This is a genomic window from Actinomadura sp. DC4 (assembly GCF_030406325.1).
Lineage (GTDB): Bacteria > Actinomycetota > Actinomycetes > Streptosporangiales > Streptosporangiaceae > Actinoallomurus.
Genome location: NZ_JAUEQY010000012.1, coordinates 1 through 21,404 on the forward strand (window position 1 = coordinate 1; position 21,404 = coordinate 21,404).

At 70.2% G+C, this 21,404-nt stretch carries 24 protein-coding genes; 12 read left to right on the top strand and 12 right to left on the bottom strand.

Going from position 1 to position 21,404, the window contains the following annotated elements; all coding sequences use genetic code 11:
• The 9 genes from QWU11_RS20310 to QWU11_RS20350 form a co-directional block, all read right to left on the bottom strand.
• On the bottom strand, positions 1-388 hold a 388-nt coding region (locus QWU11_RS20310; protein ID WP_290115583.1), incomplete at its 3' end, for a carboxyl transferase domain-containing protein.
• On the bottom strand, positions 385-1,647 hold the full coding sequence (gene fabF, locus QWU11_RS20315) for a beta-ketoacyl-ACP synthase II (protein WP_290115584.1): 1,263 nt from the start codon (positions 1,645-1,647) through the stop codon (positions 385-387). The genes fabF and QWU11_RS20310, both read right to left, overlap by 4 nt.
• Before the next feature lie 41 nt (positions 1,648-1,688).
• Positions 1,689-1,943, bottom strand: a complete 255-nt coding sequence (locus tag QWU11_RS20320) for an acyl carrier protein (RefSeq protein ID WP_290115585.1) — start codon at positions 1,941-1,943, stop codon at positions 1,689-1,691.
• 85 nt (positions 1,944-2,028) lie between these two features.
• Positions 2,029-2,994: a beta-ketoacyl-ACP synthase III gene (locus tag QWU11_RS20325; RefSeq protein WP_290115586.1), complete on the bottom strand. Its 966-nt coding sequence runs from the start codon at positions 2,992-2,994 to the stop codon at positions 2,029-2,031.
• Positions 2,991-3,926: an ACP S-malonyltransferase gene (locus tag QWU11_RS20330; RefSeq protein WP_290115587.1), complete on the bottom strand. Its 936-nt coding sequence runs from the start codon at positions 3,924-3,926 to the stop codon at positions 2,991-2,993. Before QWU11_RS20330 ends, QWU11_RS20325 begins: the two co-directional genes overlap by 4 nt.
• 80 nt (positions 3,927-4,006) lie before the next feature.
• Complete coding sequence (locus QWU11_RS20335; protein ID WP_290115933.1) at positions 4,007-5,128, bottom strand: PucR family transcriptional regulator; 1,122 nt, start codon at positions 5,126-5,128, stop codon at positions 4,007-4,009.
• Between the two features lie 146 nt (positions 5,129-5,274).
• Positions 5,275-6,216, bottom strand: a complete 942-nt coding sequence (locus tag QWU11_RS20340; protein WP_290115588.1) for an alpha/beta hydrolase — start codon at positions 6,214-6,216, stop codon at positions 5,275-5,277.
• A 114-nt stretch (positions 6,217-6,330) separates the two neighbouring features.
• Positions 6,331-6,987 carry a response regulator transcription factor gene (locus QWU11_RS20345; RefSeq protein WP_290115592.1) on the bottom strand — a complete coding sequence of 219 codons (657 nt, stop codon included), beginning with the start codon at positions 6,985-6,987 and terminating at the stop codon, positions 6,331-6,333.
• Positions 6,984-8,180 (bottom strand): sensor histidine kinase, encoded by a 1,197-nt coding sequence (locus QWU11_RS20350; protein ID WP_290115597.1) that lies wholly within the window; start codon positions 8,178-8,180, stop codon positions 6,984-6,986. The genes QWU11_RS20345 and QWU11_RS20350 overlap by 4 nt, the downstream gene beginning before the upstream one ends.
• Before the next feature lie 108 nt (positions 8,181-8,288).
• Here QWU11_RS20350 and QWU11_RS20355 point away from each other — a divergent pair, with 108 nt between their 5' ends.
• From QWU11_RS20355 to QWU11_RS20380, 6 genes are all read left to right on the top strand, one after another.
• A complete protein-coding gene (locus QWU11_RS20355) occupies positions 8,289-9,320 on the top strand; it encodes a PHP domain-containing protein (protein ID WP_290115598.1) in 1,032 nt (343 codons plus the stop codon).
• A gap of 94 nt (positions 9,321-9,414) precedes the next feature.
• Positions 9,415-10,038: an amino acid-binding protein gene (locus QWU11_RS20360; RefSeq protein WP_290115599.1), complete on the top strand. Its 624-nt coding sequence runs from the start codon at positions 9,415-9,417 to the stop codon at positions 10,036-10,038.
• Positions 10,039-10,051: 13 nt separating this feature from the next.
• Entirely contained in the window at positions 10,052-11,050 is a 999-nt protein-coding gene (locus QWU11_RS20365; protein ID WP_290115600.1) for a cation diffusion facilitator family transporter, read from the top strand.
• Positions 11,051-11,097: 47 nt separating this feature from the next.
• The gene (locus QWU11_RS20370; RefSeq protein WP_290115601.1) at positions 11,098-11,802 is read left to right on the top strand and encodes a YafY family protein; all 705 of its coding nucleotides are present in this window, start codon (positions 11,098-11,100) and stop codon (positions 11,800-11,802) included.
• 88 nt (positions 11,803-11,890) lie between these two features.
• Positions 11,891-12,259 (top strand): VOC family protein, encoded by a 369-nt coding sequence (locus QWU11_RS20375; RefSeq protein ID WP_290115603.1) that lies wholly within the window; start codon positions 11,891-11,893, stop codon positions 12,257-12,259.
• Between the two features lie 687 nt (positions 12,260-12,946).
• Positions 12,947-13,429 (top strand): hypothetical protein, encoded by a 483-nt coding sequence (locus tag QWU11_RS20380; RefSeq protein WP_290115604.1) that lies wholly within the window; start codon positions 12,947-12,949, stop codon positions 13,427-13,429.
• A 215-nt stretch (positions 13,430-13,644) separates the two neighbouring features.
• On the opposite strand, the gene aceE is transcribed toward QWU11_RS20380, so the two are convergent.
• Complete coding sequence (gene aceE, locus QWU11_RS20385; protein WP_354670871.1) at positions 13,645-16,431, bottom strand: pyruvate dehydrogenase (acetyl-transferring), homodimeric type; 2,787 nt, start codon at positions 16,429-16,431, stop codon at positions 13,645-13,647.
• A gap of 254 nt (positions 16,432-16,685) precedes the next feature.
• Between aceE and QWU11_RS20390 the strand changes: the two genes are divergently transcribed.
• The 4 genes from QWU11_RS20390 to QWU11_RS20405 all read left to right on the top strand — a co-directional run bounded on the left by QWU11_RS20390 (position 16,686) and on the right by QWU11_RS20405 (position 18,655).
• Positions 16,686-17,099: a secondary thiamine-phosphate synthase enzyme YjbQ gene (locus QWU11_RS20390; RefSeq protein ID WP_290115605.1), complete on the top strand. Its 414-nt coding sequence runs from the start codon at positions 16,686-16,688 to the stop codon at positions 17,097-17,099.
• Positions 17,100-17,249: 150 nt separating this feature from the next.
• Positions 17,250-17,672 carry a DUF3052 domain-containing protein gene (locus QWU11_RS20395; RefSeq protein ID WP_290115606.1) on the top strand — a complete coding sequence of 141 codons (423 nt, stop codon included), beginning with the start codon at positions 17,250-17,252 and terminating at the stop codon, positions 17,670-17,672.
• A gap of 130 nt (positions 17,673-17,802) precedes the next feature.
• Complete coding sequence (locus tag QWU11_RS20400; RefSeq protein WP_290115607.1) at positions 17,803-18,264, top strand: peroxiredoxin; 462 nt, start codon at positions 17,803-17,805, stop codon at positions 18,262-18,264.
• 58 nt (positions 18,265-18,322) lie between these two features.
• Positions 18,323-18,655, top strand: coding sequence for a hypothetical protein (locus tag QWU11_RS20405; RefSeq protein WP_290115608.1), 333 nt, complete (start codon positions 18,323-18,325; stop codon positions 18,653-18,655).
• An 87-nt stretch (positions 18,656-18,742) separates the two neighbouring features.
• Here the strand turns inward: QWU11_RS20405 and QWU11_RS20410 are convergent, their stop codons facing one another.
• Positions 18,743-19,228 carry a carboxymuconolactone decarboxylase family protein gene (locus QWU11_RS20410; protein WP_290115609.1) on the bottom strand — a complete coding sequence of 162 codons (486 nt, stop codon included), beginning with the start codon at positions 19,226-19,228 and terminating at the stop codon, positions 18,743-18,745.
• Between the two features lie 176 nt (positions 19,229-19,404).
• Here QWU11_RS20410 and QWU11_RS20415 point away from each other — a divergent pair, with 176 nt between their 5' ends.
• Both QWU11_RS20415 and QWU11_RS20420 read left to right on the top strand, forming a co-directional pair.
• Positions 19,405-20,289 carry an RNA polymerase sigma-70 factor gene (locus tag QWU11_RS20415; protein ID WP_290115610.1) on the top strand — a complete coding sequence of 295 codons (885 nt, stop codon included), beginning with the start codon at positions 19,405-19,407 and terminating at the stop codon, positions 20,287-20,289.
• Positions 20,286-20,660: an emopamil-binding family protein gene (locus tag QWU11_RS20420; RefSeq protein WP_290115935.1), complete on the top strand. Its 375-nt coding sequence runs from the start codon at positions 20,286-20,288 to the stop codon at positions 20,658-20,660. The genes QWU11_RS20415 and QWU11_RS20420 overlap by 4 nt, the downstream gene beginning before the upstream one ends.
• 10 nt (positions 20,661-20,670) lie before the next feature.
• On the opposite strand, the gene QWU11_RS20425 is transcribed toward QWU11_RS20420, so the two are convergent.
• Positions 20,671-21,396, bottom strand: a complete 726-nt coding sequence (locus QWU11_RS20425) for a helix-turn-helix domain-containing protein (RefSeq protein WP_290115611.1) — start codon at positions 21,394-21,396, stop codon at positions 20,671-20,673.
• Positions 21,397-21,404 lie beyond the last annotated feature (8 nt).

Sequence of the window (21,404 nt, forward strand, 5' to 3'; positions counted from 1 at the left end):
AGGCGTGCGTCATCGCCTTGAAGATCCGCCCCACACCGTGCAGCGACTCCACACCCTCGGCCAGACGCGCCCCGCCCGAATGCCACAAACCGATGATCGCCAACCGCTCACGCACCGCGTGGTCATAAGCGTGAACGATGTGCTCACACCCCGCCGAACCCATCGCCCCACCCTGAAAACGCGGATCACTGGCGAACGCCACCACCGGCATCCCCTCGATCCGGCCCACACCCGCCAGGGCACCACTGTCGTCCTCCTCGGTCAAAGGACGCAGCGACCCCTCGTCGAAGAGCGCTTCGAGGCGGACCCGGGGGTCCCGGGGATCGGGTGGTACGACCTCTTCCTCAGGGGCGGGTTCGGTGGCGGTGCGACTGTCGACAACGGTCACGACTCATGCCTCCTAAAGGCGACGCAGACGTTGTGGCCACCGAAGCCGAACGAGTTGTTCAGAGCGGCGGCCGGGCCGCCGGCGAGCTTGCGCGGCTCCCCTTGAGCGATGTCGAGGTCGACTTCGTCGTCGAGATCGTCGAGGTTGATGGTCGGAGGTACGAGGCCGTCCCGGAGTGCGAGCAGGGTGGCGATGGACTCGACCGCGCCCGTGCCGCCGAGCAGGTGACCGGTCATCGACTTGGTGCTGGTCACGACGACCTGGCCCGCGGCGTCGCCGAGGGCCTTCTTGATCGCCTTGATCTCGCCGACGTCGCCGATCGGGGTGGACGTGCCGTGGGCGTTGATGTGGACGATGTCCGACGGCTGGAGGTCGGCGTCGGTGAGCGCGCGGCCCATCGCCTTGGCCATGCCGGCCGCGTCGTTCTGCACGATGTCGTTGGCGTCGGCGGAGTAGCCCACACCGGCAGCGACACCGTAGATCCGCGCGCCACGGGCCCGCGCGTGCTCCTCGGACTCGAGGATGACGATCCCCGAACCCTCGCCGAGCACGAACCCGTCGCGGTTCTTGTCGTACGGCCGCGAGGCCCGCTCCGGCTCGTCGTTGCGCGTCGACATGGCGCGCATCGACGCGAAGGCGGCCAGGTTGAGCGCGTGGATCGCCGCCTCCGTGCCACCGGCGATGACGACGTCGGCACGGCCGGCGCGGATCATGTCGATGGCGTAGCCGATGGCCTCGGCGCTGGAGGCGCAGGCGCTCGCCAGCGCGTGCGCGCCGGCGCGCGCGCCGAACTCGATGCTGACCTGGCCTGCGGCCGCGTTGGGCATCAGCATCGGCACGGCGAACGGCGAGACGCGCTTCCAGCCGCGCTCCCGCAGCGTGTCGTAGTTCTCGAGGGTCGTGATGATGCCCCCGATACCGGTCGAGATGACGGCCCCGAGCCGGTCGGAGTCGACGCGGAAGCCCTCGGCGGACTCCTCCTCGCCGTACGCGAAACCCGCGTCGCGCCAAGCCTCGTGCGCGGCGATGAGCGCGAACTGCTGGCACCGGTCGAGACGACGCAGCCGATGCCTGGGCAGGACCTCCGAAGGCTCCACCGCGATCGTCGCGGCGATTCTCACCGGCAGGTCCTTGGCCCAGTCAACGTCGAGAGACTTGACGCCGGAGCGGCCCGCGAGCAGAGCGGACCAGGTCGACGCCACGTCGCCGCCGAGTGGCGTGGTCGCGCCGAGTCCGGTTACGACGACGGAGGTACTCATGTGGTCACGCTCTCCTTTGCTGGCTGCGGTATGCGTCGGTTTCAGACTGATACGTCGTGGCCCTGCACGTAGACGACGACGTCCTTGACCGTCTTGAGGTTCTTGAGCTCGTCGTCGGGGATCTCGACGCCGAACTTGTCCTGGGCGGCGACGGCGATCTCGACCATCGACAGCGAGTCGATGTCGAGGTCGTCGACGAAGGACTTCTCGGGGGTGACGTCGGCAGCGGGGACACCCGCGATCTCCTCGATGATGTCGCCGAGGCCGCTGAGAATCTCCTGGTCGGACGATGCCATGGTGCTTTTTCTCCTCTGTTGTTGGGTGATGCTGTACTGCGTTGGCCGTACGTGTACCCCGGGAGGGCGAGTCCGGAGCCGGGGGCTACGGGATCTCGACCACCTGGGCCGCGTACGTCATACCTGCGCCGAACCCGATGAGCAGGGCCGGCGTGCCGGACGGCACGTCACCCCGCTCGATCATGCGGGAAAGGGCGAGCGGGATGGAGGCCGCCGAGGTGTTGCCGGCCTCGACGATGTCGTCCGCGACGACCGCGTTCTCCGCCTTGAGCTTGCGGGCGATCGCCTCGATGATCCGTAGGTTGGCCTGGTGCGGGACGAAGGCCGTCAGCTCCGACGGCTTGACGCCGGCGAGTTCGCAGGCCTCCTTGGCCACCGTGTGGAGGTTGGTGGTGGTCCAGCGGAAGACGCTCTGGCCCTCCTGGAAGAGGAAGCTGTTGCGGTCCTTGATGTAGATCCGCTCGGCCATGTCGCCGGCGCTTCCCCACACTACCGGCCCGACCGAGGTCTCCTCGGAGGGGCCGAGGACCGCGGCGCCCGCGCCGTCGGCGAAGATGATGCAGGTGGAACGGTCCGTCCAGTCCACCCACTGCGACAGCTTCTCCGCGCCGATGACGAGCACGTTGCGCGCCGAGCCGCCGCGGATCGCGTCGGAGGCGTTGTTCAGTGCGTAGCAGAAGCCCGCGCAGGCGGCGTTCACGTCGTACGCGCCGGGCGAGACGATGCCGAGCCGGTGGGCGACCTGCGCGGAGGCGTTCGGGATCGTCGCCTCCTGCGTGCAGGTGGCGACGACGACCAGGTCGATGTCGGCGGGCGACAGCCCGCTGTTGGCGAGGGCCTTGCCGCCCGCCTGCACGGCCATGTCGACGACCGACTCGTCCGGACCGGCGATCCGGCGCTGCTTGATGCCGACGCGACTCTGGATCCACTCGTCGTTGGTCTCGACTGTCTTGGCGAGGTCGTCATTGGTGACGACGTTGGACGGCTGGTAGTGACCGAACGCGAGGATGCGCGCGCCGGGCGCGCCGGTACGGAGCTGGAAGGACGTCACGCGTTCTCCAAAGAGTCATCACTGGGACTTGCGTCGGACCCGGCGAGCGCACGCGCGCTGTCGAGTTTGTCCGGTGTCTTGAGCGCGACCACCTCGACGCCGGGCAGCGCGCGCCGGGCGATACCGGCCAGCGTGCCGGCCGGCGGAAGCTCGATGATCGCCGTGACGCCGAGATCCGTCATCGTCTCCATGCAGGAGTCCCAGCGCACCGGGGTGCTGACCTGCTCTGCGAGACGGGCGACGAAGTCCCCACCACGCTCCACGACGGCGCCGTCGCGGTTGGACAGCACCTGTATACCCGGGTCGGCGACGGGCATGCCCGGCGTGATCCGCAGGAGCGTGTCGACCGCGGGGGCCATGTGCTCGGTGTGGAACGCTCCGGCCACCTTCAGGCTGCGCAGCCGCGCGCCCGCGGGCGGCCTGTCGGCCAGCGCCGCGAGCTGTTCCATCGTGCCCGCGGCCACCACCTGGCCGGCCCCGTTCATGTTGGCCGGCGTCAGGCCGTGTTCCTTGAGGACGGCCTGTACCTCGTCGGCGTCGCCGCCGAGCACCGCCGTCATACCGGTCTCGGTGACGGAGGCGGCCTTGGCCATCGCCTTGCCGCGCTCACGCGCGAGGACGAGCGCCGCCTCGGGGGAGAGGACACCGGCGATCGCCGCGGCGGCGAGTTCGCCCACACTGTGCCCGGTCGTCAGGTCGGGGGTGACGCCCAGCAGCTCGTACGTGACGAGGGCGGCGCTGACCAGCAGCGGCTGCGCGACGGCGGTGTCGCGAATCTCGTCCGCGTCGGCGGTCGTCCCGTAGCGGATCAGGTCGAGCCCGGTGACGGCCGACCACCATTCGAGGCGTTCGGCCACTCCCGGGAGCTCGAGCCAGGCTTCGAGGAATCCGGGTGTCTGGGCGCCCTGTCCGGGCGCGGCGATGACGAGCACGCATCCAACAGTGCCCTGTAGGGGTCCGCCATGTTCATGCGGGGAGGTACGAACTTGGGGCGGCGTGGCTTGTGAGAGTCCTACAAGTTGACGGGACGTGACCCGAATCGGCCGAGGACGAGCGCGATGCGCAAGGTGAACGCCGCGCGGCCGTCGGCGGGGACGTAACCGGTGAGCTCGGTGACCCGTCTTAGCCGGTAGCGCACGGTGTTGGGGTGGACGAACAGCAGTCGCGCGGTGGCCTCCAGCGACGAGCCCTGCTCCAGATACGTGGTGAGGGTGTCGAGCAGCGGAGCACCGGCCGCGCGCAGCGGTTCGTAGACCTCCTCTACAAGAAACCCCCGTGCGTCTTGATCGCCGTCGAGGGCGCGCTCGGCGAGCAGGGCGCCCGCGAGCACCGGCCGGGGCGCGTCCGGCCACCCGGCCACGGCCTGCAGCCCGGCGAGCGCCGCGCGGGCCGAGCCCGTCGCGGCGTACAGGTCCTCGACGCGCGGGCCGACGACGACCGGGCCGGATCCGAACTTGGCCGTGAACGGCTTCGCGGCGGCGAGCGGGTCCTCCTCGACGCCGCCGACGATGATGATGAGCCGGCTGCCCTGGACGCCCGCGAGCACGTCGACCCGCGCGCGGCGGGAGGCGATGCGGATGTCGTCGATGATCGCCTCGGGCTCGTCGTCGGGGGTGTGCCCCGCCATGACCGCCACCGAGGTCGAGGCCCAGCCGAGCGCGGCGGCCCACGAGTGCAGCGACTCGTCGACCTCGCCGCGCAGCAGCGCGTCCACGATCAGCGCCTCGAGCCGCGCGTCCCAGGCCCCGCGGGTCTCGGCCGCCCGCGCGTACACCTGCGCGGCGCCGAACGCGACCTCCCGGGTGTAGCGGAGGATCGCCTCGCGCAGCTGGGTCTCCCCGCCAGAGACGGCGAGCTCGTTGACCTGCGCCTCGACCACGTCGATGACCACTCGCACTATTTCAACGGTCTGCTGCAGGCGTACGGCGCGCATCAGTTCGCGGGGCGCGGTGCCGAAGACCTCGCCCGCTATGGCCGGCCGGATCTTTTCCTCATGCTTGAACCACTCCACGAATCCGGCGATGCCGGCCTGTGCCACCAGGCCGACCCACGATCGGTATTCGGCGGACATCGCGCGGAACCACGGGAGGCGTTCCTCCATGCTGGCCGTGGCGGCGGTCCCGAGGGATCCCATGGCCTGCTCGAGTCGCTCGGTGGTCTGTTCGCGGATGTCGCGGTCGTTCTTCACACCGTCCACCCTCCCATCTGACCGGCCGAACAGGGCATCGGACAGGGCGGACACCGGCGTACGCGACCCCCGCTGGGGCGGGAAGAGGCAGGTCAGGGGGTTACCTGGACGGTACGCCCGAGGGCGATCAAAGCGAGGTTGCGCAGTGAGACACCGCCGGGGGACAGGTAGTCGCCGTGCCCGCCGGACCCGGCGGTGAACGGACGGGCGCCGAATCCGGGCGCGGCCGGGTCGGCGCCGAAGCCGACGCCGACGCCCAGGACGCGGATGCCGGGCACGTACCGGATCCAGTCGCCCGCTCCCCGGCCCGCCCACAGCCGGGCGCCGGTGCGCAGGCCCGCCGCCGAGGAGACGGTCAGGCCCGGGCTGCCGAACACCGCGATGTCGCTCACGGCACCGCTGAGCCCGCCCTTCCGCGCCGCCCGCCCGCACACCACGGTGCCGTAGCTGTGGCACAGCAGCGCGACGCCGGCGCCGCCCGTGCCCAGCCACGAGACCAGCGGCCGCAGCGCGCGGGCGCCCTGGTCGGCGCGCCCGGCGGTCAGCAGGTCCAGGCTCACCATGTCCGGGGTGTCGTACCCGAGCCAGGCGAGGACGGCCAGGTGCGCGCCGGGCGAGAGGCGGCGGGCCTCGGCGTACAGGGCGCGCGCCCCGCCGCCCGGTGAGGCGGTGCCACGGGAGTCGAAGGTGCTCAGCGTCGTGTCCGCGCCGGGCACGACCACGGCGACGCGCCGCGCGGTGGCCAGGTCACCGATCACCTCGACCGCGCGTCCCCGCGGGTCGAAGTCGAGGAACGTACGGCCGGGCGCGGCGAGGGCGCGCAGCCGCTCCGACGCGCGGGCGTCCCCGGTGGCGCTCGCGGCGACCCCGATCGCCGCGCGGTCGGCCGCGTACCGGGCCGCGAGGGCCTGCCGGGTGAGGCCCGGCAGGGGCCGCGGCGGGATCGGCCGCGGTGCCGCCTCCGCCGCCCCCGCGGTGCAGACGGCGACGGTGGTGCAGGTGAGCACCGCAAGGGCTGTACGGCCGGCTCTCATCGCGCTGTCCTTCCTGACCGGGCTGTTCAGCCGGTCGGCAGGACAGGAAGTTACGAATGAGAGGCCGTCGTCCGCGTCACCCGCGAGAGCGCATCGGCGCGTACCCCTGCGGGGCTACCCGCCGGGGCGGATCAGGCCGGTCTCGTACGCGAAGACGACCGCCTGCGTACGGTCGCGCAGCCCCAGCTTCATGAGGATGCGCCCGACGTGCGTCTTGACCGTCTGGTCGGCGACGACGAGCTCGGCGGCGATCTCGCCGTTGGACATGCCGCGCGCCACCAGGCCGAGCACCTCGGTCTCGCGCTCGGTGAGGCCCTCGGCGCGCCGACCGTCCGGGCCGCGCGGGGCGCCCATGCGGGCGAACTCGGCGATCAGCCGGCGGGTCACGCCCGGTGAGAGCAGCGCGTCGCCCGCCGCCACCACGCGTACGGCGTCGGACAGCTCGCGCGCGGAGGCGTCCTTCAGCAGGAACCCGCTGGCACCGCTCCGCAGCGCCTCGTAGACATGGTCGTCGAGGTCGAACGTCGTGAGGACCAGTACCCTCGCCGGATCCTCGCCGGCGGTGATGAGCCGCGTGGCCGCCAGGCCGTCCATCACCGGCATCCGGACGTCCATCAGCACGACGTCCGGGCGCAGCTCGGCCGCACGGGTGACCGCCTCCTCGCCGTTGACGGCCTCGCCGACGACCTGGATGTCGGGCTGGGCGTTCAGGAGGATGGAGAAGCCGGAGCGGACCATGCCCTGGTCGTCGGCGATGAGCACGCGGATCATGTGACGGCCTTCTGGAACGGGAGGACGGCGGTGACGGCGAAGCCGCCGCCGGGTTCGGGGCCGGCGGAGAGGCTGCCACCGAGCATGATCACACGTTCCCGCATGCCGACGAGACCGTGACCGCCGCCGCTCTCGGCCACCGGCCGTGGTTCCGTGCCGGGCCCGTTGACCACCCGCAGCCGGAGCTCGTCCGTGCGATAGGTGATGCCGACGGCCACCGTCGCGCCGGGCGCGTGCTTCATGGCGTTGCTCAGCGCCTCCTGCAGGATGCGGTGCGCCGACAGCGCCACGCCCTGGGGCAGCGTCGACGGTTCGCCGGTCGAGGAGACCTCGATGGTCAGGCCACCGGCCCGCGCCGAGGTGAGCACCTCCTCGAGGCGTTCGATCCCGGGCTGCGGCGCGGTCTGGGGCTCGTCGCCGGTGCGGAGCACACCGAGGACCCGGCGGAGCTCGGTCAGCCCCTCCAGGGCGCTGACGCGGATCTCGGCGAAGCTCTCCGCCAGCTCAGGCGGGGGATCGGGCACCTTGTACGGCGCGGCCTCGGCCTGGATCGCGATGACCGACATGTGGTGGGCGACGACGTCGTGCAGCTCGCGGGCGATCCGCTGGCGCTCCTCCAGCACGGCGGTCTCGGCCTCGTGCCGTTCCTCCTGCTCGGCGAGGGCCTGCCGGGTGGAGCGGCGCGTGCGGACGAGATGGCCCAGCACGATCGGGATCATCGCCGGCAGCGAGATCGCCATGGACGTGGCGTCGAGGCTGGCGGCGCCGAAGACCGTCACGGCGGCGGCGGTGACCGTGACGCGGTTCCCGCCGCGGACGGCGACCGCGTACAGGCACAGCACGTAGACCACGACCGAGCCGGGGACGTACGGGGTCGAGATGTCGTGGCGAGGTACGACGATCAACGCGCCCACCGTGATGGCGGACGCCGAGCACAGCCAGGCGGCGAGCGGCCGCCGGTCGCGCAGGAGCAGCGGCAGCGCCGTGATGAACGCGACCAGGAGGAGCAGGAAGTCGTCGCGCCGGCCGTTCAGCGTGTGCTTCTGCGACCGCAGCCACGCGTTGTCGGCGGCGAACACGATGAAGGTGATGAGCACGTCGAGCGCGACGACCAGGTCGACCGGGCCGACGCGCAGGCGCGCCCGGATACGGCCGCGCCGCGCGGGCCGCGGGTCGCCGAAGTCGCCGGTCACGGGCCCGAGCCTAGGGCTTTGCCGCTAATGAGGGCATACGCCGCAGGAGTGATCCCTGAGGTGCTACCTCGGTAGGGGGTGTCGGCGGGGACGTGTAGAAAAGGAGGCATGGAGCCGGTCGAGGCACTCAAGCGCATCGCGTTCCTGCTGGAGCGGGCGGGCGAGGCGACCTATCGCGTACGCGCCTTCCGCCGCGCGGCGGACACGGCGGCCACGACCCCGGCGGCCGAGCTCGCCGGGCGGGCGCGCGACGGCACGCTGGAGGCGCTGCCCGGCGTCGGCAAGGTCACCGCGCTGGCGATCAAGGAGGCGCTCGACGGCGAGACCCCGGTCTACCTCCGGCGGCTGGAGGCCACGGAGGGGCAGCCGCTCGACGAGGCGGCCGAGACGCTGCGCGAGGCGCTCCGCGGCGACCTGCACACCCATTCGGACTGGTCGGACGGGGGTGCGCCGATCGAGGAGATGGCGGCGACCGCGATCGGCCTGGGCCACGACTACATCGCGCTGACCGACCACTCGCCCCGCCTCAAGGTCGCAGGCGGCCTGTCGGCCGAGCGGCTCCGCTCGCAGCTCGAGCTGGTGGCCGGCTTCAACCAGGCGCTCGCGCCGTTCCGCATCCTCACCGGCATCGAGGTCGACATCCTGGAGGACGGCTCGCTCGACCAGGACCCCGGCCTGCTGGCCGAGCTCGACGTCGTCGTGGCGAGCGTGCACTCCAAGCTGCGCATGCCGTCCGCCGACATGACCGGCCGGATGCTGCGCGCCGTCGAGAACCCCCGGGTCAACGTCCTCGGCCACTGCACGGGCCGGATCGTGAAGGCCGGAGGACGGCGCGGCGGCACGCGGCCGGAATCGGAGTTCGACGCGGAGCGGGTCTTCGCCGCCTGCGCGCAACACGAGGTCGCCGTGGAGATCAACTCCCGGCCGGACCGTCTCGACCCGCCCAAGCGGCTCGTGCGGCGCGCCCTGGAGGCGGGCTGCCGGTTCTCGATCGACTCCGACGCGCACGCCCCGGGGCAGCTCGACTGGCAGCCGTTCGGCTGCGAGCGCGCCGCCCGCTGCGGCGTCGGCCCGGACGACGTCGTGAACACCATGGAGGCCGGGGACCTGCTCGCGTGGGCAGGTCGTCACCGCAGGTGAACCCGGACTTTCCGGACGGTAGCGCCGCGGATACACATAAGCAACATCTCGGAAATACCTGTGCGGCACCCTGTCCGGCAGGGAGGTGAGCGCGATGACGCTTTTGCGCATCCGAATCAAGCTACCGGACCGGCCCGGATCGCTCGGAACGGTCGCCCGTACGCTCGGTGCCGCCGGTGCCGACATCGTCCAGGTGGTGGTCCTCGAACGCACCGCCGGGCGCGCGGTCGACGACGTCACGGTCAACTGGCCGGACGGCGTGTCGCTCGACGTCCTGTGCGACGCCCTGTGCTCCGTGCGCGGTGTCGTGGTCGACGGTGTCTGGCGTACGAACGAGGCCCCCGGCGTCTTCGCCGACGTCGAGGTCGTGGGCCAGATGGCGGCCAACCCGCCGAATGGGGTCGTCGCACTGGTCGAGGCGGTGCCCAAGATCTTCGGCGCGGACTGGGCGGCGATGCTGAGCGCCCGGGGCACGGTGATCCACGCGAGCTGGCAGGCGCCCGACCCGCTGACCCCGCCGTCGCTGACCGCGTCCGCCGGACGCGCCTTCACCGGCGAGGACGGGGTCCGGTACGCCTGCGTGCCGGTCGGCAACGACGCCCAGCTGCTGCTCCTGGCTCGTGTGGCGGCCCCGCCGTTCCACCGGACCGAGATCGAACGGCTCATCCAGCTCGCGACCGCGGCTGAGGCCGTATTGGGTGTTTCAGCTGCGGCATGACACGCTAAGGCGCGTGGCGAAGGAAAAGGAACAGAAAGGCCGGCTGACCGTTCTGCTGGCGCTTGCCGCCAATCTGGGCATCGCCCTCGCCAAGACGGTCGCCGCGATCATCACCGGCTCGGCGTCCATGGCCGCCGAGGCCGGACACTCCTACGTCGACACGATCAACGAGGTGCTCCTGCTCACCGCGCTGCGGCGCAGCGAGCGCCCCGCCGACCAGCGGCACCCGTTCGGGCACGGGAACGAACGCTACTTCTGGTCCCTGCTCGTCGCGGTCTGCATCTTCGGCATGGGCGCGCTCTTCGCGTTCCTGCAGGGCTTCGGCGCACTCCTCGGCAAGGGGGCCGAGGAGGCCAGCCCGCTCATCGGCTACGTCGTGCTCGCCGTCTCGGCCGTCCTGGAGACCATCTCGTGGCGGCAGGCGTTCCGTGAGACCCGGCGGCACTCGCGTGAGCGCGGCCAGGGCTTCCTGGAGTTCCTGCGGACGACCGACGACCCGACCGCCAAGTCGGTGCTGTTCGAGGACTCGGCGGCGCTGCTCGGCATCGCGTTCGCGGCCGGCGGCCTCGCCACGCACCAGCTCACCGGCTCCGCGGTCGGCGACGGCATCGCGTCGCTGATGATCGGCCTCATGCTGACGCTGGTGGCGTTCCTGCTGGGCCGTACGAACCGGGAGCTCCTCATCGGCCGCCAGGCCCGGCCGGCGGTGCTCGATGGCATTCGCGACATGCTGGCCGCCGCGCCCGAGGTGGAGGAGGTGGTCGACCTCATGACGATGAACGTCGGCACCGACCAGATCCTCGTGTGCGCCCGGCTGGACTTCGACGACGGACTGGGCGCCGCCGACGTCGAGCGCGCCTGCGCGCGCCTCGACGGCGAGTTGCACGAGAAGTACCTCGAGGTGTACGAGATCTTCCTCGAACCCGTCCCGCGCGACGACTCGGGCCTGCGTGACCGGGTCATGGCACGGTACGGCCGGTACGGCAACGGAGACCCCTTCCCGAAGAGATAGCGAACCGGGGGGCGGAATGTCGGTGTCGCGGCCTAACGTCCGTGGGCGTGAACCGTACCGACCGGCTCTACGCAATCGTCGAGGAACTCCGCGCGACCGCCCCGGGCCGCCGTAGCGCCCGCGCCCTGGCCGAACGCTTCGAGGTCAGCGTGCGCACCATCGAGCGTGACGTGAACGCGCTCCAGCAGGCCGGCGTGCCGATCTACGCCGACACGGGCCGTGGCGGCGGCTACGCCCTGGACAAGACCCGCACGCTGCCCCCGATGAACTTCACCCCGTCCGAGGCGGTGGCCGTCGGCATCGCCCTGAGCCGGACCGGCGAGGCCCCCTTCGCCCGCTCCGCGCGTACGGCCCTGCTGAAGATCGTCGCCGCGATGTCCGCCGCCGACGGCGCCGAGGCGCGCAGGCTGGCCGAGCGGATCCAGTTCCTCGTGCCGGAGTCCCCGGACGACCGTGCCTCGGTCCCGGCGGTGGTGGAGGAGGCGGTGGCCACACGTCAGGTGATCCGCCTGGCGTACGTCGACCGCAACGGCGCGGAGACCGACCGCGACGTCGAGCCGGTGGCGTTCGTGTCGGGCGTACGCGACTGGTACCTGATCGGCTGGTGCCGCCTGCGCGAGGGCCCGCGGCTGTTCCGCGTCGACCGCATCCGGCGGGCCGCCCTGCTGGAGGAGACCGCCCCGTCGCGCGACTTCCACGACATGGCCCCGAGAATCCCCGATCTGGTCGCGCATGCGCTCGAACTCGGCTGATCGTTTCGAAACACCGACATAGGGCTGTCGCGCCGGGACGGGAGAGTGGGCGTCGTTGGTGACCTTGGTGGATTCTTCAGGAGGCATAGTGAGCGCGCAGCGGTACAACGCGGTGGAGTGGTTCGAGGTCGGGACGGACCGGCCGGAGGACGTGAAGAAGTTCTACGGGGAGCTCTTCGGCTGGACGTTCACCGGCGCCGGGCAGTACAGCGAGATCACGACGCCGGGTTCGGACCACGTGTCGGGTGGTGTCTTCGACTCTCAGGGTGCTTTCCCGAGTTATGCGATCTTCTACGTGACGGTGGAGGACGTGGCGGCGACGCTGTCGAAGGCCGAGGCGCTGGGCGCCAAGGTCTTGGTCCCTGCGACCACGAGCCCGGACGGCCTCGTCTTCGCCCAGCTCCAGGACGCGACGGGCAACCACTTCGGCATCTTCACCCCACCGCAGAAGGCCTGACCACCGGGTGGGTGGACGCACCGGACCGACGCGTCCACCCACGAACCGGGCCTGGCCCGCCCAGCCCCACTCGTCGAGGGTCCGACTGGCCGTAACATCCGTGTTTGGCTGCGTACCAATCTTCGGTGTACGAGGTCGGGTTTTTTATGGCCCGTGGGAGGGGTGGGGCCGTGTCGATCAAGGACAGTGTTCAGGCGGCGGTCGGGTGGCGCACGTCACGGCACAGCACGGCCGTGCCGCGCCTGGCCGGGCATGGGGTGGCGTGTGTGCAGGTCCTCGCGGGGGCGCTGTCTCCCGACGGGTCGTTCACGGGGTCCAACGGCTCGGTGCTGGTCCCATCGGACACCGAAGATTTCGAATACAGGCTTGGCCGATACCTTGTCGAGCATGCCGCCGTGGTGGCAGAGATCCAAAAGATCACACGACACGCGTGGAGACTGACGCTCAAGATAGGTGGACGCGAGGCCGCACTGAAGCTGGGCTTCGACGGGTCCCACGGGCCCGGGAGCGTCGGAACAAGGGAATCACCGGACGCGGCAACTCCCGTCGGACGTCAGGCCACCGCTCAGCGACCGCGAGCGATCCCATTCGGTCAAAAATGGAAAACTCCGATGGGTCCGCGGTGAGCTGCACACGTCATTTCCGCTGAGCTCCCCATTGCATCAAGAAGGTCAGAATGCGCACGCATTGATCTCCACCGGAACATCCGGTACGACACATTTGATTCTGCAGAACGTGCTTGATCTTTCTAGGGAGCGCCGCTTCCCGGTCGATTGGGAGTTGGTGCGGGCCGGCTTGATCGGCGCTATGGTCTCGGTCGGAAACCATACGGTCCATGAGATCATGCGAGGCGCTGCCCTGTGGGACGCCCAGCACGGCGGTAAGTACGGGCTGGAATACACGGATGACTGGCGTCGATATCGATCATTGGGAACGCCGGCGGAGGAGGAGCTCCGCCGAAATGTCGCTGTCGACGGTCTCTTTCCCGATGAGATCGTACGAGGTGCCCATGACTCGCCTTTCGACGAAAGTGCCGAAACGGCCAGCGGTATCTTGATGCTGAAGGCATTGCGGGTGGACGCCCGGAAATGGGAAGAGCTGCTGGAGTCGGCAGGCGTCGGCTCGCCGAAGCCGAAGCCGCGATGCGCTCATGGGGCTATGACGATATGAATGACCTGGACTCGCTTTTCAGGCAATGGCTTGAGGAAGCCACCAGCCGGCCTGCCAGGCAAGCATCCGATGGCCTGTCCTGGCGGAGCTCACCGCACAGCATCGGCCGATGCGTGAATGTCGCCGTCGTGTTCGTCCGCTGACACGCGTGTTGCCCGGAAACGGACGAAGGCGCCCCGTAGGGCGCCCTCGCTCGTTCTGCCGAAGCCGGAAGGTCAGCCGACCGACATCGTCCCCGTGGAGCTCTCCGGCGGGGTCTTGTCCGCGCCGACGACGACCTCTGCGCCCTCGCCCAGCTGGTACTGCTCGATGGCGCGCTGCAGCACCTCCGGCTTGATCTCGCCGACGCGGGCCAGCCTCGTGAGCACCGCCAGGGTGATCGAGGCCGCGTCCACGTGGAAGAACCGGCGGGCCGCCGCGCGGGTGTCGCTGAAGCCGTAGCCGTCCGTGCCCAGCGACGAGTAGTCCGCCGGGACCCACTGGGAGATCTGGTCCGGGACGGCGCGCATGAAGTCGCTCACCGCCACGACCGGGCCCGGCTGGCCGTCCAGCGTCTGGGTGACGTACGGCACTCGCTGGTCGCCCTCCGGGTGCAGGAGGTTCCACTCCTCGCAGGCGATGGCCTCGCGGCGGAGTTCGGTCCAGGACGTGGCCGACCACACGTCGGCGGCCACCCCCCACTCCTCGGCCAGCATCCGCTGCGCCTCCAGCGCCCAGCGGACCCCGACGCCCGAGGCGAGGATCTGGGCGCCCGGCGCCTCGCCCTCGACCTCTGGCGCCTCCGCGTAGCGGTAGAGGCCCTTGAGCAGGCCCTCCACGTTGAGGTTCTCAGGCTGCGCCGGCTGCTGGTAGGGCTCGTTGTACAACGTGAGGTAGTAGAAGATGTTCTCGCCCTGCGGGTGCTCCTCGCTGGTCTCATACATCCGCCGGAGCGCGTCCTGAATGATGTACGTCAGCTCGAACGCCCACGCCGGGTCGTAGTACACGCACGCCGGGTTGGTCGCGGCCAGCAGCGGCGAGTGGCCGTCGTTGTGCTGCAGGCCCTCGCCCGTCAGCGTCGTACGGCCGGCCGTGGCGCCCAGGAGGAAGCCGCGGCCCATCTGGTCGCCGAACGCCCAGATGCTGTCGCCGGTCCGCTGGAAGCCGAACATCGAGTAGAAGATGTACACCGGGATCATGTGCTCGCCGTGCGTGGCGTACGCCGTGCCCGCCGCGATCGCCGAGCCCATCGCGCCGGCCTCGCTGATTCCCTCGTGCAGCATCTGGCCCTGCTCGGACTCCTTGTACGACAGCAGCAGCTTGCGGTCGACCGCCTCGTACGTCTGGCCGTGCGGAGAGTAGATCTTCGCGGACGGGAACAGCGAGTCCATGCCGAACGTGCGGTACTCGTCCGGCGCGATCGGTACGAACCGGGCGCCGATCTCCTTGTCCTTGATCAGGTCCTTGAGCAGCCGTACGAACGCCATCGTCGTGGCGACGTTCTGCTTGCCCGAGCCCTTCTTGAGCTCGGCGTACACCGGCTCGCCGGGCAGCTTGAGGGCCTTGGCCCGGTTGTGCCGCTTCGGCAGGTAGCCGCCGAGCGCCATGCGCCGCTCGCGCATGTACTGGATCTCGTCGGAGTCCTCGCCCGGGTGGTAGTACGGCGGGAGGTCCGCCTCCAGCGCCGAGTCGGGGATCTCGAGGTAGAGCCGGTCGCGGAACTCCTTGAGCTCGGCCTTGGTCAGCTTCTTCATCTGGTGCGTGGCGTTGCGGGCCTCGAAGTCCGGCCCGAGCGTCCAGCCCTTGATGGTGTGCGTGAGGATGACGGTCGGCTGGCCGACGTGCTCGCGGGCGGACTTGAACGCCGCGTACACCTTGCGGTAGTCGTGCCCGCCGCGCGACAGCTTGCTGATGTCGTCGCCCGTCATGTGCTCGACCATCTTGCGCAGCCGCGGGTCGTCGCCGAAGAAGTTCTCCCGGATGTACTCCCCGGTCTCGACGGAGTACGTCTGGAACTGGCCGTCGGGCGTGGTGTTCATCTTGTTGACGAGAACGCCGTCGACGTCCTGGGCGAGCAGCGGGTCCCAGTCGCGGCCCCAGATGACCTTGATGACGTTCCAACCGGCGCCGCGGAAGTACGACTCCAGCTCCTGGATGATCTTGCCGTTGCCGCGTACGGGGCCGTCGAGCTGCTGGAGGTTGCAGTTGATGACGAAGGTCAGGTTGTCGAGCTCTTCGCGGGCCGCGACGCCGATCGCGCCGAGGGACTCGGGCTCGGCCATCTCGCCGTCGCCGAGGAACGCCCACACGTGCGAGCGCGAGGTGTCCTTGATCTTGCGGTTGTAGAGGTAGCGGTTGAACCGCGCCTGGTAGATCGAGTTGATCGCGGTGAGGCCCATGGACACCGTGGGAAACTCCCAGAAGTCCGGCATCAGCCGCGGGTGCGGGTAGGAGGACAGGCCACCGCCCGGGTGGGAGATCTCCTGCCGGAACCCGTCCAGGCTCTCCTGCTGCAGGCGCCCTTCGAGGAACGCGCGCGCGTAGATGCCCGGCGCGGCGTGACCCTGGATGAAGACCTGGTCGCCGGACTCGCCGTGGTCCTTGCCGCGGAAGAAGTGGTTGAAGCCCACCTCGTACAGAGAGGCCGCCGAGGCGTACGTAGCGATGTGCCCGCCGACCGACAGCTCCGGGCGGTTCGCCCGGGAGACCATGATCGCGGCATTCCACCGGATGTACGCGCGGATGCGGCGCTCGACGTACTCGTCGCCGGGGAACCAGGGCTCGCGCTCAGGCGAGATCGTGTTGATGTAGTCGGTGCTGCGCAGGCCGGGCACGCCCACCTGCTGCTCTCGCGCGCGCTCCAACAGCCGCAGCATGAGATAGCGGGCGCGTGAACGGCCCTCCGTCTTGATGACGGTGTCGAGCGACTCCAGCCACTCCCGGGTCTCATCGGGGTCGATGTCCGGAAGCTGACTGGGGAGGCCGTCGCTGATGATCGAAAAGCGCTGGCGTCCGGAAGCCACGGGTTCCCCTTCTTACTCACCCAGGTGCAGGTCTGGATCGTTCGTTGTCTAGACCATCGTCGTACGTCGTGACCATTAACGCATCTCTACCGTTGGGTAACCGCAGTGATCGATCCCCGTACTCGGGGTGGCGCCGTGTGCGGAGCCCGTACACAGGGGATACCCGCCGTCAGGGGGTGAAACGGAATATGCGGCGGCACGAAGGAGCCGTGGTGGCTATGCGCCGGGCGCGGCCGACGGTAGAGATAGGGCGCATGCGAACTGAAGTGATCCGTGTGGCCACCGGTAGCAGGGAGACGGTGCACGACATCACGGGCGAGTGCCACGCGTTCCTGGAGCGGATCGAGGCGCGGGACGGCCTGCTGAACGTCTTCGTCCCGCACGCGACCGCCGGCATCGCCCTGATCGAGCTCGGCGCCGGCAGCGACACCGACCTCCTGGACGCCATGCGCACCCTGCTTCCCCGCGACGACCGGTGGACCCATTCCCACGGGTCGCCCGGACATGGCAGGTCACATGTCATGCCGGCCATCGTTCCGCCGCACGCCACCCTCCCCGTGATCGAGGGCAGCATGGCGCTGGGGACGTGGCAATCAGTGGCCGTGGTGGACCTCAACGTGGACAATGTCGTGCGCAAAGTACGGCTGAGCTTCGTCGACGGCGGTTGACACAGGTGGACGGGTTTGCTCCCATGCGGGCAAGACACTTGCGCACGAGGTGGTCCGGCGTGTGAACTGTCCGGCAAGCCGCACCTCCAAGGGTGACCGGCAAAGATCATCGTGGCCCGACAATGCGGCCCCGACACAGGGAGGACGTTCGTGAGCGCGACCGCGGGTCAGGCGCAGAGCAGCCTGGCCGAACGGCTCGGCATCAAACCGAGCCAGGTGGTGCAGGAGATCGGCTATGACGACGACTGCGACGAGGAGCTGCGCAGCTCCATCGAATCGGTCTCGGAGAACGAGCTGGTCGACGAGGACTACGACGACGTGGTCGACGTCGTGCTGATGTGGTGGCGCGACGACGACGGTGATCTGTTCGACGCCCTGTCCGACGCGCTCACCGCGCTGGCGGCGGGTGGCCACATCTGGCTGCTGACGCCGAAGGCCGGGCGCGACGGCCACGTGGAGCCGAGCGACATCGGCGAGGCCGCGCAGACGGCGGGCCTGTCGCAGACGAGCAGCATCAGCGCGGCGGGCGAATGGTCCGGCACACGCCTGGTGACGCCCAAGGCGCGACGTTGACCCACCCCGTACGGGGGGATCGTCATGTCGTGAGACCACCGCGCGCGGCGGAGCGTCTCGCGACGACCTCGTCGGCCCCGGATGGCAGACTGTCATCCGCGTCCGAAAATCCGTTGAGAGGTTACAGAACATGGCGATTGAGGTTGGCGACGCCGCACCGGACTTCGAGCTGAAGGACCAGCACGGCACGCCGGTCAAACTTTCGGACTACCAGGGCGAGAAGACTGTCGTCCTGGTCTTCTATCCGCTGGCGTTCAGCGGCATCTGCACGGGTGAGCTGTGCTCGATCCGCGACGAACTCCCGACCCTCGGCGGTGACGACGTCCAGGTTCTGGCCGTCTCCGTCGACTCGGTGTTCGCCCACCGGGCCTGGGCCGAGCAGGAGAACTACCAGTTCCCTCTCCTGTCCGACTTCTGGCCGCACGGCGACGTGGCCAAGGCGTACGGAATCTTCAACGAGGATGCGGGTCTCGCCACGCGCGGCACCTACATCATCGACAAGGGCGGTGTGGTCCGCTGGAAGGTCGAGAACGCCATCCCGGACGCCCGTGACCTCGACGAGTACCGCAAGGCGCTCGCCGATATCTCATAGTCTCCTGTGGCCGGGCCCGCCTCGGCGGGCCCGGCCCACGGACACCTCGGAGGGGGCCATGCCCTGCTATCGCTGCGGGGCCCGGCAGACCGACCCGATCCGCGGCGCGAGCCCATGGAAGCGCGGGGTACGCGAAGAGCGGCAGGTCCTGGTCTGTCCCGACTGCCAGGAGACCACCGAGTGGGCGGCCGCCCTGGACCAGTGCGCGGCCTGCCGTTCGGCGAGCCTCGTCTGCCGTCTCGGCGAGATCGAATGCCGTGACTGCGGCCACGTACGCACGGCCGAGCCGGGAGGCGACACGCTGGTCGCCTCAGGCGGCACCCCGGGCCTGTCCGAGGAGGTCGAGGCGGCCCTGGGCCGCGTCCTCAGACGCCGGGGTGCGACGACCTGAGACCTCCTTCTCGCAATGTGCGGGCGGTTTCTCGCATCGTGCCGGACGTTACGCAGGGCCTCCCAGGGGCCCGGAGTGTGCCGCCGGTCAGCTCACCATGGCGGCGGCGGTGCCGGCCTCGTAGGCGCCGCCCTGGGCGCGCACGATCACGTTGAGCCGGTTGGCCGCGTTGATCATGGCGATCAGGGAGACCAGCGTGGCGATCTGGTCGTCGTCGTAGTGCTTACGCGCCTGCGCCCACGTCTCGTCGGACACGCCGTGGTGGGTGTCGGCGAGCCGGGTGCCCTCCTCGGCGAGCGCCAGTGCGGCCCGCTCGGCCTCGGTGAACACGGTGGTCTCGCGCCAGGCGGCGACCAGGCCGAGCCGGAGCGGTGTCTCGCCGGCGGCCGCGGCCTCCTTGGTGTGGATGTCGAGGCAGAGACCGCAGCCGTTGATCTGGCTGACGCGCAGCATCACCAGGCTCCGGATGGCCTCGGGCAGCGGCGACTGCTCGATGGCCAGGTGGACGTTGAACATCCGCTTGGCGATCTTGGAGCCGACGGTGTTGGCGAGCAGGTCGATTCGGGGATCCATGACGTGGTCCTCTCTCGTGGAGCCGTATGTGGCGTCCTGACGTACACCAGATGCCGGCCGGCCGGCGTCTGTGACAGCGCCGCGACTGTGACGTGCGCCACCGGCCGCGGATGTCACGGAGCGGCGGGGACCGGCGTCTTGTGTGCGGCACCGCCCCGAGCGAACAGGAGCCGGACATGACCGCGGACGCGGCGACCGAGGTGTTCGTCACCCATCGCAACCTGCTGTTCACCGTCGCGTACGAGATGCTCGGCTCGGCCGCCGACGCCGAGGACGTCCTCCAGGAGACCTGGCTGCGGTGGGCGAACGTCGATCTCGGCACGGTACGGGACCGGCGCGCGTACCTCGTCCGGATCACCGCCCGGCAGGCGCTCACCCGGCTGCGTACGCTCGGCCGGCGCAGGGAGTCCTACGTCGGCCCCTGGCTGCCCGAGCCGCTGCTGACCGCGCCGGACGTGGCCGAGGACGTCGAGCTGGCCGACAGCGTCTCGATGGCGATGCTGCTCGTGCTGGAGACGCTCAGGCCGACCGAGCGGGCGGTGTTCGTGCTGCGCGAGGTGTTCGACGTGCCGTACGAGGAGATCGCCGAGGCCGTCGGCAAGAGCCCGGCCGCGGTCCGCCAGATCGCGCACCGGGCACGGGAGCACGTCGCGGACCGCCGGCCGCGCGGGGAGGTCTCCGCCGCCGAGACCCAAGGCGCGCTCCAGGCGTTCAAGCGGGCGGTCGAGACGGGCGATCTGCAGGGCCTGCTCGACCTGCTCGCGCCGGACGTGGTCCTCCTGGGGGACGGCGGTGGAGTCAGGCAGGCCGTGCCGCGGCCCATCGTGGGCGCCGACCGGGTGGCGCGCGTGCTGACCGTCGGCCTGCCCATCACCATCGGCGAGGTGTCGGCCGAGCCGGTGCAGATCAACGGCGGCCCGGCTCTGGTCGTACGGATCGACGGGGAGATCGACGATGTCGTGGCGGTACGGATCGACGACGGCTTGATCACCGGGCTCTACGTCGTGCGCAACCCCGACAAGCTGTCGCGGGTCGAGCGGGAGACCGTTGTGAGCCGCTGAGCCCGTGGCCGCCCTTCGTCGATTCCAACTACTGGTACGCCCACGACGCCGACCCGCTGTTCATGCACCCACCGGACTGGATGCGGATCGTCACCGGGCTGTCGGCGTTCGTGTACATGCCGTTCTACGTGGTGCTGGTGTTCGCCCTGGTGAGAGGGCTGAACTGGATCCAGCTGCCGGCGGTGATGTACGCCACGATGATCGTCACCCTGACCGGGATCGTGGTGTTCGGCGTCGAGTTCTTCGGCGACCCGGCCATGCGCACCGGCAACCCGGCGAAGTTCCTCGCGTTCAACCTGCCCTACGTGCTGGTGCCGCTCCTGCTGCTGATCCGGATGCGCGCCCCGCAGCCGTTCGCCCGGCGTTTCTGAGGCCCGCGGGTCATGGCTCCTGGGTCTCCGGTCTGGTGTGGAGGACCTCGCGGGCCTGTTCCGCGGCGCGGGTGAGGCTCTCGCTGACGAAGTCGAGGAAGCGGGCGATGTTCTCCAGGCGTACGGCGGCCGGGCTGTCGGGGCCGAGGACGCCGACGCCCTTGCGCGCGGTCTCGACGAGCCGGGCGTTGTCGCGGGCACTGCGGATCATCGACTGGTACCAGAGGTCGTCGTCGACGGCGTAGCGCTCGCGGCGGCGTTCGTCGCGTTCGCGGCGGATGAGGTCCAGGCTCTCCAGGGACGTGATCGCCTTGGAGATGGAGGCCGGGCTGACCTGGAGGCGCCGGGTGAGCTCGGCGGCGGTGAGGCTGCCCGAGTCGGTGGTGTAGAGGCAGCCCAGCACCCGGGCCATCATCTTGGGCAGGCCCGAGTGCATGAAGTCGGTGGTGAGCGTCTCCTCGTACTCGCGTACGGCCTCGGCGTCGCGTCCGTGGGGCTGCGGGGACGCGTCCGGCCCCCGGGGCGCGGCCTGCCGGCGCCGGTGGGTGCGGCGTTCGGTGGCGCGGTGGGCCAGCTCGGCGCGGTAGGCGGTGGGGCCGCCGTTGCGCATCACCTCACGCGTGATCGTCGAGGTCGGGCGATCGAGACGCCGGGCGATCTCCGCGTACGCGAGGCCGTCCGCCAGCCCCAGCGCGATCTGCTGACGGTCCTGCTGGGTGAGTCTGCCTCCGGGCATCGCGGTCT